Below are 15,967 nucleotides of genomic sequence, written 5' to 3' on the forward strand. Positions count from 1 at the left end.
GGCTCGCCGGCGCCCGCCAAGGCAGGGGGAACAACCTATGAATCCTGGGACTGCGCAAGCGCCGCCCAGCTCGCTGCGCATCATCGCGCAGCGTTTGCGCGACGGTCGGCTTGCCCGGCTGGTCGCCAGCTACGGCGAATATCACGTCTCGGTGCGCCGTGCCCTGCTGCTGGCCCTGACCCTCTTGTGGTGCCTTTACTGGCAGTACCTGGCCGGCCCCTCGCATTCGAAGGTCGTGCTGGCGCGCGAGGCCCTGCTGCTGCGCCCGTGGGCGGAGCTTTTCTTCGCACTCAGCCTGGCGTGGATGGGCGCCGTGCGCCTGCGCGTGGTGCGCACCACCGAGCTGGTCGACGGCATTGGCGCGGCGATGAACGTGCTGGGCATCGGCGTGCTGCTCGGACTGGCCTGGAACCTGTGCATCTCCATGATCACGCTGCTGCCGCTGGCGACCATCATGGTCGGCACGCGTTTTGGCCGCCGCATGTTCTTCGTCTTCATGGCCGGTTCGGTGCTGGTGCTCGGCGGGGCCGCGCCGCCGCACTACTGGGTCGACCGGCCGGCCTTCGTGCCGTTCGCGCTGGTCCTGCTGGTCGGCCTGCCGCTGACCGTCTACCGGCTGCTCGGCACGATCTCGGCCATCTCGCAGTCGGCGCTGCACTCGCGCGATGCGCAGAGCCGCTTCATCGCCACGATGAGCCACGAGCTGCGCACGCCGCTCAACACCGTCGTGCACGCCGCCTCGCTGATCGATACCGCCACGCTGGAGGCCTCCGATCGCCAGCTGATGCACGCGCTGCGCGCCAACGCGACCGCGCTGCTGCAGCGGGTCAACGACGTGCTCGACGTGGCGGCGATCGATGCCGGTCGCCTGCACTTCGCCCACGAACCGTTCCTGGTCGCCAATGTGCTCGGCCAGGTGCGCGACGTGGTCGGTCCGCTCGCGCACCAGCGCGGCGTGCGCCTGCGCACCGTGCAGGGCCGCGGCCTGGACGACGCCATGCTGGGCGATTCGGGCCGCATCGCGCAGGTGCTGATCAACCTGGGCACCAACGCCGTCAAGTTCACGCCCGCCGGCGGCGACGTCGCCATCGAACTGCGCCTGGCCGACAACGGCCTGATCCAGCCTCGCCTGCTGTGCACCGTCACCGACACCGGCAACGGCGTGCCGGACGAAATGAAGACGCGGATCTTCGAGCCGTTCTACCAGACCAGCGACGGCCTGGTTCGCCGCCACGACGGCACCGGCCTGGGCCTGCACATCGTGCGCAGCATCTGCCAGCAGCTGGGCGGGCGCGTGGCGGTCGGCGACAACCCCGGCGGCGGCAGCATCTTCACCGCGGCCATGCCGCTGGAGCGCGCCGCGCCCGAGCAGGCGGTCACCGAACCGCTCGATACCGTCAGCGCACTGGACGCCCACCGCGCCCGCGTTCCCGCGATCACCTGCCTGGTGGTCGACGACAACCGTTCCAGCCGCGACACCCTAGGCCACCTGCTGCGCCGCGCCGGCCACCGCGTCATCTTCGCCGGCAGCGGCGCGGAGGGCCTGCAGGCGATGGAAGGTCCGCACCGCCCGCAACTGGTGCTGCTGGACATGCACATGCCCGACCTCTCCGGCCTGGACGTGCTCGCCCGCTACCGCCAGCGCCATCCCCACGACGGCATGGCCATCGTGGTGCTGAGCGCCGACTCCGATCCGGACGCGATCGAACAGGCCCTGGCCCAGGGCGCCAGCGCCTACCTCACCAAACCGGTCTCGATCGAACGCCTGCTGGGGCTGCTGCGCCAGGTCGGCACCAGCACGCCGAACGTCGTGGCCAGCGCACGGCCGCCGGCCGCCGCGGTCGCCGCGCCACTCGACCCGGGCACGCGCCCGGCCGAAAGCTCGCTCGCCCTGATCTGCCGCATCGCCACGCCCGAGCAACGCCGCACCTACCTGCAGAGCTGGCAGAGCGAGTTGCAGAACGACAACGACGAGTTCCTCGTGGCCCTGCGTGCGCACGATCAGGCCGCCACATCCGCCCGCCTGCATCGTTTGCAGAATGCCTTCCTGGTGATGGGGCGGAGCGAAGGCGTTCGCCTCTGTTCACAGCTTCGCGAAACGATCCGCGCGAACGGCGGCGTCGAACCGGCGCTGGGCGCGCTACAGGCCGAGTTGCTCGCGACGGCCGCGATGCTGCGCGAGCTGCTGGCGGAAACCCCGCCGGCCAGAAAAGTCGACAACCCTGCGAACCTGCGCCCCGCATCCCTCTAGGCCATACCCGCCGTTATCGTCTCAGGCTGCCAGGGACGCGACCATCCGTGCGAAAGCGATTCATTCGGGAGACATCCGCGCATCCCGTGTTTCGCCACCGTAAGCCCCTCGTCCGGAGTGGCGCGGCAAAGCAGCTTGCAGAATGCTGGAACGTGCGCTCTCCATGCAACGGAGCGCCGGCCGCGCCCGAACGCGCTGCCGCGGCTGAGGCTTGCGGACCTCGCCTGGCGAGTGGGAGTGACGTTCGTGGTTCGCGCCGCAGCGTTCAGACGGGCCGCACTGGAACGACTCGCCCCCTCTGCATCAACTGCGGGTGCATCACCCGTGGGCGATGCCTGCGGCTCTCAAGTGTCGCGGCGCGTCGCAGACGCGGTTGCGATCCGTCGAAATCGGACAGTGCGTGACGGCAGGAGATGGCGCGCCTGGAGGGATTCGAACCCCCGACCAATGGCTTCGGAAGCCACTACTCTATCCGGCTGAGCTACAGGCGCGTGGTGCTGCGAGGCCGCGCGGGGATCGGTGATCCGCGGCGGACGGGCAGTATAGCGGAGTTGGGTAGGAGGTTCATGCCGCTCGATCGAGCGTCGCGGGCATCCGGCGACTGGGTCAGGATGGGCGGAATCGGGACTGTGCCCGACCCCTCTCCCGCAAGGAGAGGGCTTTTGTTTTCCGGCACGGGTGGGGCTTCGGGCAAGCCTTGGCGCCTCACCCCGGCCCTCTCCCCGGAGGGAGAGGGCGCTACAAGGATTACAGCGGCTTGATGAGGTCGGACAGGGTGTCCGGCTTGCTGGTGTCGCGGATCAGATGCGGGTACTTGAGGCCGCCGTGGTAGTCGATGCGGACGGTCTTGTACGCGTCGAAGTTCTTCACCAGCAGTTCGACCGGCTGGCTCTTGTCCTTCGCCGCGGCGGTGACCGCGTCCTTGACGGCGTCGGCGGAATATTCCTTGCCGTTGACCGCGACGATCGTCATCGCGGGCGAGAGGCCGGCCTTGAACGCGGGGCTGTCCCACAGCACGTCGCCGATGGAGCCGTCCTTGCCGACCGACAGGCCGAGCGAGTAGGTCAGGTCGGCGGCGTGGCGGCGCGACTCCATCGCCTTGACCGCCTTGGAGGGCTTGTCGGTGTAGACCAGCTTCCAGCCGTGCGAGGCGATACCGCCGATCAGCGGCCCATGGCCGTCCAGGCGGGTGCGCAGGTAGCTGGTCCAGTCGTACGGCGCAATGTCGTTGAGCGTCTTGACCACGTCCTCGAAGACGTAGGTGTTGACGCTCCAGTCGCCGTTGTTCATGCCGAAGAAGGCGCGGGCGAAGTCGTCGATCTTCTTCTTGCCGCGGGTGAGCTCGCGCAGCTTGCCGTCGACGTCGAGCCAGATCATGGCGCCGGCCGAGTAGTAATCCTCGGACGCCTGGTAGTTGCGGTACGGCAGCGGGCGGCGCTGGGCGATGGTCGGGTCGTTGGTGGTGTCCTGCACGTTGCGCCAGCTGGCCAGGCCCGGACGGCCCTGGTCGTAGGTGGCGGCGACGAGGGCGAACATGTCCAGCGTCTCGTCCTTGTTCCACAGACCGGCGCGAGCGGCGATGACGTTGCCCCAAAACTGGGTCTGGCCCTCGTATACCCACAGCAACGTGTCGCTCATCGGCACGTTGAAGTTGGGCGTGGTCAGATCCGCGCCGCGGCGGTATTTGCCGTCCCAGGAGTGGTTGAATTCGTGCGAGAACAGGTCGCGCGCGTAGACGTTCTTGTCCCACTCGGTGAAGTAGTCGGCGCCCACGCCGTCCTCGCTGGAGCGGTGGTGCTCCAGGCCGTTGCCGCTCATCTTGTCGCTGAGCGAGACCAGGAAGTCGTAGTGGTCGTAGTGGTGCGCGCCGTAGAGCTTGTACATCTGCTGGACCAGCTCGCGGTGCGGCTTGATCTGCTCGGGCTTCATCTCCAGGTACTTCGGATCGTCGGCGACGAAGTTCATGAACACCGGGGTCTTCGCGCCCGGGTCCAGGTCCACGCGCTTGAAGTACTTGCCCGCGTAGATCGGCGAGTCGACCAGCGCGTTGTACGTCAGCGGCTTGTAGGTGACGGTGTCGCCACTGGTGGAGGCCACTTCCAGCGCGGTACCGGCCTTCCAGCCCGCCGGGTAGGTGACGCTGCCCTGCGCGTTGATCTTGCGGATGTTGTAGCCGGCCGGGTACAGGCTCATCGCATCCCACTGCAGGTTGAGCATTTCCGGCGTCATCACGACGCGGCCCTGGCGCGGGTCCTGCGGCGAGAGGAACTCGAAGTAGGCCTGCACTTCGCTGGCGCCCTGGGGCACGTCGACGTGGAAGGCGTAGACGTTGAGCGGATCGCGCGTCCACGGCAGCACCTTGCCGTTGGCCTTGATCACCAACCCCGCGAATTTATCGATGGGTCCGGTCGGCGAATGATGGCCGGGGATCCACTGCGGGAACAGCAGGGTCAGCGGGCCAGGCTGGGCCGGGATGGTTTCGTTGACCCGGAACACGCGATGCGCGAGGTCGGTGGCGTCCACGGCAATCTTGAGGGTGCCGTTGAACGGCGCGTCACCGATCGGCGGCACGTCGGCGAAGGCGGGCGCGGCGACCAGCGCGAAGCCGGCGAGCAACAGGGCGGATGCGAGGGGTTTGGTTTTCACGGAAGGGGCTCTCCGGTGGTGGCGCTCGAAACTCATCCGTTCGTCCGGGACGTAGCGCGGCGGAATGCGGCCGCGCGCCGGTCCTTCGACTTCGGCCTGCGGGCCTGCGCCCGGGACGAACGGTGAGGGTTGGATGGGTTACTTGCGCGGGGTGGTGATCACGGTCAGCAGGTCCTTGCCGTCGGCGCGGACCAGGTGCGGGTATTTCAGGCCGCCGTGGTAGTCCACCTTGACGGTGGTATAGACGTCCACGTTCTTGACCAGCAGTTCGACCGGCGCCTTGCTGGTCTTCGCTGCCTTGACGGCGTCCTTCAGCGCGTCGGGCGAATAGTCCTTGCCGTTGACCGCGACGATGTCCAGGCCCGGCACGAGGCCGGCCTTGAACGCCGGGCCGTCCCACTGCACGTCGTAGATGTTGCCGCTCTTGGATGCGGACAGGCCCAGCGAATAGGCCAGGTTGACGTTGTGGCGCAGCGACTCGGCCGCCTTGGTCTCGGCGTTGGGCGCGTCGGTGTAGACCAGCTTCCAGCCGCCGCGCTCGATGCCGTGTTCGGGCAACTGGTCGCCGGTGTAGTCCAGGCGTGTGCGCAGGAAGGTTTTCCAGTCGTATGGCTGCACCTGGTTGAGCGTGTCCACCACGTCGTCGAAGGTGTAGGTTTTCGTCACGTAGCTGCCGTTGTCCATGCCGAAGAACGCGCGGGCGAAATCATCCAGCGAGTGCTTGCCGCGGGAGAGCTCGCGGATCTGCGTGTCGACGTCCAGCCACAGGAGCTGGCCTTCCGGGTAGAAATCGGTGCCGCGGCGGTAGTTGCCCCAGCCGCCACCGCCGTAATAGGTCAGCGGTGCGGCATCGGCCGTGTCCTGCAGCGAGCGCCAGGCGCGGCCGGTACGCGCGGACATGGCGGCGGCGATGTCGGCCATCGAGTCGCGGTACTGCTCGGCCGTCCACATGCCCGAACGCGTGGTGAGCACGCCGGACCAGTAATCGGTCAGGCCTTCGTAGACCCACAGCAGGTCGTCTTCCTCGACGGTGTTGAAATCCGGCGCCCACAGCTTGGCCGGGCGGCGGAACTTGCCGCACCACGAATGCACGTACTCGTGCGGCATCAGGCTTGCCATCAGCGCATAGGACTTGTCGTCCGTGAGCATGTCCGCCGGCAGGCGGTCGTCGCTGGACTGGTGGTGCTCCAGGCCGAAGTGGCCGGTGTGGTCGGACAGCGTGAGCAGGAAGTCGTAGTGCTGGTAGTGGTGCGCGCCGAACAGCAGGTCCGCCTGGTCGACGAGCTCGCGGTGCTGCCTGAGCTGTTCGTCGGTGAGCTTGACCTGATCCGCTTCGTCGGCCACCACGTTCAAGTGCACCGGGACGTCGCCCTTGGGGTTCAGGTCCACGCGGTTGAAGTGCTCGCCGGCGATCAGCGGCGAGTCGACGAAATTGTTGAAGCTGACCGGCTTGAACGTGGTGCTCGCGCCGTTGCGCGCCTGCACGTCCATCGCGCTGGCGAACTGCCAGCCCGCGGGCAGCGTCACGGTCGGCTGGATCTGGATCTGCCGCGTGTAATAACCGGCCGGATAGAAGGCGACCTGGTTGAATTCCACGTCGACCAGGTTCGGCGTGGACGAGGCGCTGGCGCCGAACATGCCGCCTTCGCCCGGCGAAAGGAACTGGAACTGCAGTTCCAGCGCGCTGGCGCCCTCGGGTACGGTCATGTGCAGCGCGTACAAGTCGCGCAGGTCGCGGCGCCACGGCACGCGCTTGCCGTTGGCGGTGATGACCAAACCCGCGAGGTTGTCGATCGGGCCGGAGGGCGAGTGCTCCCCGGGAATCCACTGCGGGTAGTACAGCGTGAACGCACCCGGCTTGGCCGGGATCGTTTCCTGGACGCGGAAAATCTTCTTCGGCGCGTCGGTGAGGTCCACCTTCAGCGTGAGCGTGCCTGGATAGGGCACGTCCTTCGCCGGCGCGTGGCCTGCCTGCGCAGCCATCGAGAAGGCCGCACCCAGTGCGGCCACCAGCAACTTCGATCGAACGTCTTTCACTTTCGCTTCCCCTGGCGAGCATCGGCGGCGCGCACGCCGCGCCGTCACCAGCCACGCCACCGTCGAGACACCGCCCCGATAGCCGACATGACAGTCATCCGATGGTAGGACGAAGGTCACGCCCCTCCCCCTGCCAGAGGTCACGCCGGCCGGCTCCACTGTCGCGTGCAGCGGCTGGCCACGCGATCGACGACTCCGCAGGATTGGGGTCGGCCCACTTACCTGGCAGCGGGGTGGTGGGCTGAAGCACCGTCGCGGCGTCTCCGCTATCGCTCCTGCCCTTCGAGGTTGCTGTGCCGCGCGCCGTAGAAGAGGTAGATCGCCAGTCCAAGGACCATCCACGCCACGAAACGCCAAATGGTGATGGCGGGGAGGCCACCGAGGAAGTGCAGCCGGCCGTCGGTGATCCAGGGCCAGCCGACGATCAGGAACAGCGAGAACAGCATGCCGGCCGGGGCGATCAGCCACAGTGCCGGAGTGCGGAAGCTGCGCTCGAGGCCGGGCTTGCGCACGCGCAGGATCAGCACCGACGCGCAGATCACGATGAACGCCGAAAGCGTGCCGATGTTCACCAGCTCGGCCACTTCGCCGATCGGCAGGAAGCCGGCGACCAGCGCGGTAAACACGCCCAAGATCATTGTCGGGCGCGCCGGCGTGCCGTATTTGGGGTGGATCTGCGAAAACCACTTCGGCAGCAGTCCGTCGCGCGACAGCGCGAACCAGATGCGTGCGGCGCCGAGCATGAAGGCGAACATGACGCTGGTGATGCCGGCGATCGCCGCGACCGAAATGATGCCGCGCACCCAATCCAGCCCCAACGCCTTGAACGCCGCATCCACCGGCGCCGGCGAGTTGAGCTGCGCGTAAGGCACCATGCCGGTGAGGACCAGCGAAACCGCCAGGTACAGTGCCATCGATACGGCCAGCGACAGCAGCACGGCGCGCGGCAGGTCGCGCTGCGGGTTCTTTGCCTCTTCGGCCGCGGTGGTCAGGGTGTCGTAACCGAACACCGCGAAGAACACCACGCTGGAGGCGGCCAGCACGCCGCCCCAGCCAAAGTGGCTGCCGGCCGCGTCCGTCACCACCGGCGGGATGAACGGATGCCAATTGGCGGTATCGACGAAGAACGCACCGACGCCGATCACCAGCGCCACGCCGACCACCTTGATAACCACCACCGCGGTGTTGAAGCGTGCGCCCCATTCGGTCTTGACCGTGAGCATCACCGCGATCAGCAGCGAGATGGCCGCGGCAATCACGTTGAAGACGCGACCGTTGTCCGGGTGCAGCGGGTCGTAGGCGCCCTGCGCCCACACCGGCAACTGGACGTGGAAGACCTGCTCGATCAGCGCCTGCACGTAACCGGACCATCCGATCGCCACCACGCCCACGATCAGCGCGTACTCGATCAGCAGGTCCCAGCCGATGATCCAGGCGAACAACTCGCCCAGCACCGCGTAGCCGTAGGTGTACGCACTGCCGGTGACCGGGATCATGCCGGAGAATTCGGCATAGGCGAGCGCGGCGCAACAACTGCCCAGGCCCGCGACGATGAAGGAGAGGATCACCGCCGGGCCGGCGTTGACCGCGGCCTGCTGGCCGGCCAGCACGAACACGCCCACGCCGATGATGGCGCCGATGCCGATCGCGGTGAGCTGCCACAGCCCCAGTACGCGACGGAAATCCTTCGAGCCGCCTGCTTCGGACTGCAGCTGTTCGACTGACTTGTGACGCACCAGCTTGGCTAGAAAGCCCATCGGATATCCCCTCGAAAACAAGCGGGCATCATAGCTTGGGGGTTGCAAGTGGCCGCAAGCCGTGTTCGGCTGTTGGCATCCATCGTCCTGTCTGGAACATCTCTGCCGAGGGTTGGCGGTGTGCGGGCATCGGGTACAGCGACGCTTGGGCAGCTGCGGGAGCGCCGATGGGCGCAATCGTCCGCAGCCCGCCGCGACGGCCTGTCATGACGGTCGGTTTCCGGCCCGCGCGGTTGTGGCCAAGGACGCTCCTGCAAGGGATCGCTCGGTGCCGGGGTCAGTGAATTTGCGCCGAGGAACCTTTCGCGGCCGACGCTGGATGCGTTCCCGCGACGGACGGTGTACGCGCCGGAACGAGCCACGGCAATGCCAGGGCAGCCAGAGCGAAGACCCCCATCATCGCCATCGCGAACCGCGAGTCCAACTGGGCGACGCCGAACCAGCGACCGGTGGCCCAGGGCAGCAGCGCGGTGGCCAGCACGCGCACCGCTTCGATCCAGCGCGCGGCGCGCCGGCCTTCCATCAGTGCGCCCAGCACGGTGAGGCTGCCGACGAGATAGGCCGCATAGGTCAATAGCGTCGACAGGCTCGCGCGGGCGCTGAGATCGAGGAAGTGCGTGGCCATGCCCAGCAGCAATGCGAACTGCAACAGGCAGTAAAAGGTGAGTGCGCGCGGCATTGGCGGATCGAAGCGCTCGCGCCGGATGTCGAACGGGGGCTTGGGGAAGCGCGCAGCCACGTCGACCGGACGCCAGCCCGGCGGTTTGAGCCAGACCAGCGCCTTGTCGCGCCATCGTCGCGCGTGCCACATGTCCTTCGCCGCGGCCCAGTACACCTCGGCGTTCGCCCATAACGGATTGAAGCTGCGCAGCGGGGCGCGGGTGCCATACACCGGCGGGTCGGCGTCGTCTTCTTCGACGAAGGTGCCGAACAGGCGGTCCCAGACGATCAGGATGCCGCCGTAGTTGCGGTCCAGGTAGCGATCATTGACCGCGTGGTGCGCACGGTGGTTGGAGGGCGAACAGAACACGCGGTCGAACCAGCCCAGCCGCCCGACCTGCTCGGTGTGCACCCAGAACTGGTAGAGCAGGTCGATCAGCGCGACCACCACGAACACTTCTGTCGGAATGCCGGCCAGCGCCATCGGCAGGTAGAACAGCCAGCCCAGCAGCACGCCGCTGCCGGTCTGGCGCAGCGCGGTGGAGAGGTTGTAGTGCTCGCTCTGGTGGTGCACCACGTGGGCGGCCCAGAGGATGTTCACCTCGTGGCCGGCACGGTGCAGCCAGTAGTAAAGGAAGTCGTAGGCGAGCAGCGCGACCAGCCACACCGCGATGTTGTCGGCAGGCAGGCTCCAGGGCGCCACGTGCGCGGCGACCCAGGCGTAGATGCCGATCGAGAGCAGCTTGCCGAACACGCCAACCACCTGGGAGATCACGCCCAGGCCGATGCTGCTGATCGCGTCGCCGGTGCGGTAGGCCGCACGACCACGCCAGCGCGCCACCAGCAGTTCCAGGCCGATGAGTGCGAAGAACACTGGCGTGGCCCAGGTGATGATCAATTCCTGCACGTGCATGGCGCTGGCGGCGAACGCCGTCCCCGAATGGCGGTCCAGGCATCCATCCTACCGCGCGCCTGGGGGACCCGGCGGCGGAGCGCGACCGGAGGCGCGCAAAAAAAGGGCCGCAGGTAAACCTGCGGCCCCGGTGCTGCAACGGACTGCGGACAGTCCGGATGTTACTTACGACCTCAGAAGTCGTACGACACGCCGAAGCGGACGTAACGCGGGGTCTGCGAGCTGTACGGACGCTTGTAGCTGGCGCTCACTTCGATCGGATAGACCTGCGTGGTCTTCTGGCTGTCGAACACGTTGTAGACCATCACGTTGAAGGCCAGGTGCTTGTCCGCCCACTCCGGACGGTACTCGGCGCTCAGGCTCAGGTTGTAGGTCCACGGGTTGCGGCTGTCGCCCGGCGAGCTCGGCTGGCCACCACAGAAGTGGTAGTACGGACCGTAGCCAAGACCGGGGTTGGTCTGGTCGGCGCCGTAGTAGCCCAGGCAGGTACGCGGCATGCCCGAGAGGATCGCCAGGTTGCCCGACACCATCACCTCAGGCGTCAGCTGGTAGGAGCCGTACGCCTTGATCTGGTGGCGACGGTCGTTGGCCAGGGCGCCGTTGGCGTAGTCCATGGTCGCGGCGTAATCCCAGTCCACCGTGGCCGACACGTCGTTCTGACCGATGTCGGTACGGACCTGGCCTTCGCTGTTGCCGTAGCTGCGCGAGAACAGGTAGTCGACCTTGCCGTACCACTTGCCGTCGAACGGATGCTCCAGGTACAGGTTCAGGCCGTAGTACTTGCGCTTCATCGTGGTGTTGAAGGCGAAGTCACCACGCCAGGTCATCGGCACCTCGTAGTAGCCGCCGCCGAGCTTCGGCACCAGGAAGTTCGAGGTGGAACCCGGGTTGATCAGGAAGCTGGCCGGGATCTGGCTGGCGTCGTAGGTCGCCGGGTCGATGCCCATCTCGTTCATCTTGGCGATGATCGAAACGTTGTCACCGATGTCGTCGATCGCGTTGCGCAGGTTGCGGAAGGTGCCCTTGGCGCCCCACACCCACGCATCGCCCAGCGCCTTGTCGAAGCCCAGGATGTACTCGTCCTGGTACTCGGACTTCAGGTTGGTCGACGCGGCGGTCTTGGGATCGCGCGGGAAACCGTACTCGCCGTTGTTGGACAGCGGCTCGCCGGCGCCACGGCTGGTGTCGATCGGGGTCAGACCGGTCGGGATGCCGTTGGCGTCGATGCCGGTGTAGGTGTAGTACACGCGGGTGTACAGGGAGGTACCGGCCGAACGCAGCGCGACGGAGGTCGGCAGCGCCAGGTAGTAGCGACCGGCGTTACCGTAGACCTTGAAGCTGGAGTCGCCATTGACGTCCCAGCTGAAGCCCACGCGCGGCGCCCACTGCGGCTTGGTCAGGCGCAGGAACGCGTCGCCGCCGCCACCGTAGTTGGTGAACTGGTCGTTGCGCAGGCCGAGCTTGACCATCCAGCGGTCGTTGACCTGCCAGGTGTCCTCGATGTACTGCGCCTTCTGGTCCACGCGGACCGAAGCGTTGTCGTGGTAGCGGTACTGGGCGACATAGAAGCCGCTCTCACCACCCGGCTGCGAACCAGTGTTGGCCACCCACGGCGAGTTGCGCCAGTCGGCACCCGGCTGCGCGGTACCCGGACCACCGATGATGTAGGTGTCCGCGTCGCCGTCCATGGTGTTGTATTCCCAGGCATAGCCCAGGCCGGCGTCGGGGAACTTGGTGCCCGCGTCGATGTTGGCCTGCTTCTGGTTGTCGATACCGGCGGTGATCGTGTGATCGCCGAGGTGGTAGCTGACGTCCAGGCGCAGGTTGGTGGTGGTCGAGCGGTGACCCGGCAGGTTGATCGTCGACACCGTCTGGTTGTTCGTGATCGGGTTGCCGCCGTTGATCGCCGGGTTCTGGTCCTGCGCACCGAAGATGTACGGGTTGGTCGGATCGTAGTCCGGCGTGTTGCTGTACCAGGTGCCCTTCATCTTGCCGTACATCGCCGAGACGGTCAGGTCGTCGGTGATGTAGCTGGTGAACTTGGCGGAGTACATGTCCGCGCCGTTCTTGGTGTGGGTGTCGTTGCTGTTGAAGTCGCCTTCGGTCAGCGTTTCGTAATCGAAGCTGTTGAAACGGCCTTCATACGAGGACTTGCTCGACGCGCCGGTGACTTCGAGGATGTTGCTGTCGTTGATGTTCCAGTCCAGCTTGCCGTACCACTTCGGGTTGTCGTAGCGGTAGTGGTCGGTGAACGGGGCAACGTTCGAACCGGTGGACTTGCCCTGCTCGCGCTCCGCCTCGACGGCGGCGAACATGAACAGCTTGTCCTTGATCAGCGGACCGCCGACGTAACCGTCGACCGTGGTCACCCAGGTCTTGTTGTCCTGGCGGTACTGGCGCAGGGCACCGTCGGTGCCGTCGGCGTTGACGTAGTGCCAGTTCTTCGGATCGCCCTTGAGCTGGCTCGGGGTCCACTGGACCTGGCCGCCGAAGTGCCATTCGTTGGTGCCGCGCTTGCCGACCTGGCTGATCACGCCGCCGTCGGAACGACCATAGGCCGCACCGTAGCCGCCGCTGAGGATTTCCTGCTGGTCGATCGCGCCATACGGCAGGCTGATGCCGCCGAAGCCGCTGAGCGGATCAGTCGTGTTGAAACCGTTGATGTAATAGGCGTTCTCGGTGACCGAGGAACCGCCGAAGGACACCACCTGGCCGCCCAGCGGGCTCTGGAACAGCGAGCTGCCCTGCACCACGCCCGGGGCCAGCAGCGCGATCGCCTCGGCGCTGCGAGCCAGCGGCAGCTTGGCCAACTGCTCGGCGGTGATGACGGTACGCGAGTCCACGCCGGTCACGTCGATCGTCGGCAGCGCATTGGCGCTGACGGTGATGGCGGACAGGTTCTGGGCGTCAGCCGCGCCCGCCGCAGCGAACGAGACCTGCGTACCGGCACCCACGCGCAGGGTGACGTCCTTGCGGGAATCGACGTTCTGGCCGTTCTGGCGCAGGGTGACGGTGTAGTCGCCCAGCGGCAGCTGGTTGGCCACGAAGTGACCGGAAGCGTCGACCGCGACTTCACGCGAGAAACCGGTGCTGTTCTGGATCAGGACGGTCTCGCCCTGGGCGGCCGGTGCATCACCGAAGATGCTGCCGGTGGTCGCCTGTGCAAAGGCAACGCCGGCGAAGCCCACGCTCAGGGCGACGGCGAGGGCCGTCCGGCGGATGGCCGGGCGATTGGCAACTTGCAAGCTCATGCAAAACTCCCCAAAACCTGTTTTGGAATAGAAGGACTGAGGCCATCGTTATGCCTCGTGGCAACGAGCACGATCGTCCATCCGCGTCCGAAAACGGTTCACAAGGAGTGCCTGTGGGAAGCCAGCAACCGCATAGGGGGATCGGTGCTGGCGAGACAGGCTTTGTGGGGAAGCGGGGCTCGTTTGACCGAACCTTAAGATGCCCACAGCAAAAATTCAACATTTGTTGTAAAGGCGTTACGGCCGCATTGCGGCGCGGCCCAGGGCGGGCTCATCGGTAAAGAACGCATCGATCCCGGCCTCCAGGTGCGCGCGAATCTCCTCGATCGACCCCGCCGCATTGCGTGCTCCCGGGTCTTCACCACGCCACAGCGAACGCGGCAGGAACACGTTTTCCGGACGGAAGGTCCATGCGTGCACGTGAAGCCCCGCCGCATGCGCATCGCGCACCAGCGGCGTGGGCGCGCCGAGGCGGCCCGCGCCGTCCAGCGGCAGGATCGCACGCGCGTTCGGGCCGATCGCATCGGCCCAGGTCGCCACCTCGCGCAGGCCGTCGGGCGTGAGCAGGTCGGCGTAGCGCAGGTGGCCGCCTCCGACCGCGACATCCCACGGTTGCGCCTGCGGCTCGTCGATGAGCTGCAGCAGGCGCACGTTGGGTAGGTCGCCCAGGCAGGGACGCAACGCGCGCAGGTTGGTGAGCTCGAAGGACTGGATCACCACCGGCACGCTGCGCGTGCAGGCATGCGCCTGGAGCGTGTCGAGCAGACGCTGCTCCATCGGCAGGCCGTGGCGCTGGAACCATGTGCCGTGCTTGATCTCCGGGATCAGCCCGACGACCCGCCCGTACCGTGCACCCTCGGCCGCCAGCAGTTCGATGATTTCCTCCAGCGTGGCGATCGGGTATTGCCCGTCGTGGGCGGTGCCGCGAAGGTCGGGCAGACGCTCGCGGGCGCGCAGGGTCTTGAGTTCGGCCAGGGTGAAATCTTCGGTGAACCAGCCCTCGCACGCCACGCCGTCGACGACCTTGCGCGTGCGTCGGGCGGCGAAGCGCGGGTGTGCGGCCACGTCGGTGGTCGCGCCGATCTCGTTCTCGTGACGGGCCACCAGCACGCCGTCGCGCGTCATCACCAGGTCCGGTTCGATCAGGTCGGCGCCGTCGGCGATGGCGCGGGCGTAGGCGGCCAGGGTGTGCTCGGGCAGGAGCGCGCTGGCGCCGCGGTGCGCGATGACCTGGGGGCAAGGAATGAGGGGACGTTCGCTCATGGGGCGATATGCGACCGTAGGGTGGACATCAGCCACCCGCTCCTGCGCCAGGGCGGGCTCCAGCCCACCCTACGCGATCGCTCACAGCTTGAGGTAGAGGCGGCGCCGGTCCATCGCCCACGCGATCGCCCACCACAACGCCACGAAGGCGATCGCCCAGGCGAGCGACGCGATCCACGGGCCGGCCAACGGCACGATCCAGCCGACGAACACGTGCTGGTACAGCGGCTCCTGCCACCCCAACGCGGGCAGCGCGATCTGCATCAGTTCGGAGCCGGCGTAGACGGCGATCGCGTTCATGCCGAAGCGGCGGCCCAGCGCGGGCCAGCCGTGGACGTCGACCAGCCAGTGGCAGGCCGACAGCGCCAGCATGGCCCACCCGCCGGTCCACAACGCGAACGAGGGCGTCCAAAGGTTCTTGTTGAGCGGCATCCACAACGACCAGGCCGCACCGAGCGCGAGTGTCACGACACCAGCAACCAGCAGGCGCCCCGGTTGCCGTGCACGCAGCCAAACGCCGGCGCACAGGCCAAGCAGGCTGCTGGCGATCGCCGGCAGCGTGGCGGGCAGGCCTTCCGGGTCGTGCACCTGCCCGGTGGCGGGGTTGTGATCCCACACGTATTGCCCGAAGACCGCGCCATCGATGCGGTCGACGATGTTGTTCCATTCGTCCAGGGTGCCGCCCGAGAGCAGCAGCACCGTGTAGCCGGCCAGCAGCGCCGCGATGGCGAACCACCAGGCGCGTCGCGGCGTGTAGATGGCGAACGCGGCGGCCGCTGCGAAGCACACGCCGATCCGCTGCAGCACGCCCGGCCAGCGCATTTCGCGTCCCGGCAGCCACCACGCCGCCAGCGCGTTGATCGCCAGGCCCAGCGCGAGGATGCGCAGCGCCCGCCACAGCGCCGCGTTGCGCAGCCGGTCGGGCGCCACGCCCTGCTCCAGACGCGGCAGGATCGCCAGCGCCACGGACACGCCCATCACGAACAAAAAGAACGGGAACACCAGGTCGGTCGGCGTGCAGCCGTGCCAGGCGGCGTGCTCCAACGGCCAGTAGACGTGCCCCCAGTCGCCCGGATCGTTGACCAGCAGCATCGCCGCCACGGTGCAGCCGCGCAGGGCGTCCACCGAGTCCAGCCGGCGGGCGCCCTGGCCCGTTGCCAGCGTCGGCGTCGGCTTGCCCACCATCATC

Annotated in this window: 7 protein-coding genes, 1 tRNA gene and 1 pseudogene; 1 reads left to right on the forward strand and 8 read right to left on the reverse strand. The window is 67.2% G+C overall.

The features are described 5' to 3' along the window. The first annotated feature begins 37 nt into the window (after nucleotides 1–37). A complete protein-coding gene (locus tag ACFWZ4_RS11835) occupies nucleotides 38–2,251 on the forward strand; it encodes an ATP-binding protein (RefSeq protein ID WP_439704876.1) in 2,214 nt (737 codons plus the stop codon). A gap of 414 nt (nucleotides 2,252–2,665) precedes the next feature. On the opposite strand, the gene ACFWZ4_RS11840 is transcribed toward ACFWZ4_RS11835, so the two are convergent. The 8 genes and pseudogenes from ACFWZ4_RS11840 to ACFWZ4_RS11875 form a co-directional block, all read right to left on the reverse strand. After that, nucleotides 2,666–2,742: transfer RNA gene (locus tag ACFWZ4_RS11840), tRNA-Arg, on the reverse strand. A 256-nt stretch (nucleotides 2,743–2,998) separates the two neighbouring features. Continuing rightward, nucleotides 2,999–4,897, reverse strand: a complete 1,899-nt coding sequence (locus tag ACFWZ4_RS11845) for a M61 family metallopeptidase (protein WP_439704877.1) — start codon at nucleotides 4,895–4,897, stop codon at nucleotides 2,999–3,001. A 777-nt stretch (nucleotides 4,898–5,674) separates the two neighbouring features. Further along, nucleotides 5,675–6,880 (reverse strand): annotated as a pseudogene (locus ACFWZ4_RS11850) (M61 family metallopeptidase); the annotation flags it as partial. Between the two features lie 320 nt (nucleotides 6,881–7,200). Further along, nucleotides 7,201–8,691 carry an amino acid permease gene (locus tag ACFWZ4_RS11855; protein WP_439704878.1) on the reverse strand — a complete coding sequence of 497 codons (1,491 nt, stop codon included), beginning with the start codon at nucleotides 8,689–8,691 and terminating at the stop codon, nucleotides 7,201–7,203. A gap of 277 nt (nucleotides 8,692–8,968) precedes the next feature. Continuing rightward, nucleotides 8,969–10,264 carry a sterol desaturase family protein gene (locus ACFWZ4_RS11860; protein ID WP_439704879.1) on the reverse strand — a complete coding sequence of 432 codons (1,296 nt, stop codon included), beginning with the start codon at nucleotides 10,262–10,264 and terminating at the stop codon, nucleotides 8,969–8,971. Nucleotides 10,265–10,437: 173 nt separating this feature from the next. Next, nucleotides 10,438–13,515, reverse strand: coding sequence for a TonB-dependent receptor plug domain-containing protein (locus ACFWZ4_RS11865; RefSeq protein WP_439704880.1), 3,078 nt, complete (start codon nucleotides 13,513–13,515; stop codon nucleotides 10,438–10,440). Nucleotides 13,516–13,752: 237 nt separating this feature from the next. Beyond that, on the reverse strand, nucleotides 13,753–14,778 hold the full coding sequence (locus tag ACFWZ4_RS11870; protein ID WP_439704881.1) for a glycerophosphodiester phosphodiesterase: 1,026 nt from the start codon (nucleotides 14,776–14,778) through the stop codon (nucleotides 13,753–13,755). Between the two features lie 81 nt (nucleotides 14,779–14,859). Next, complete coding sequence (locus tag ACFWZ4_RS11875) at nucleotides 14,860–15,963, reverse strand: acyltransferase family protein (protein ID WP_439704942.1); 1,104 nt, start codon at nucleotides 15,961–15,963, stop codon at nucleotides 14,860–14,862. Nucleotides 15,964–15,967 lie beyond the last annotated feature (4 nt).

Source organism: Frateuria sp. GZRe12 (assembly GCF_051900535.1).
Lineage (GTDB): Bacteria > Pseudomonadota > Gammaproteobacteria > Xanthomonadales > Rhodanobacteraceae > Frateuria_A.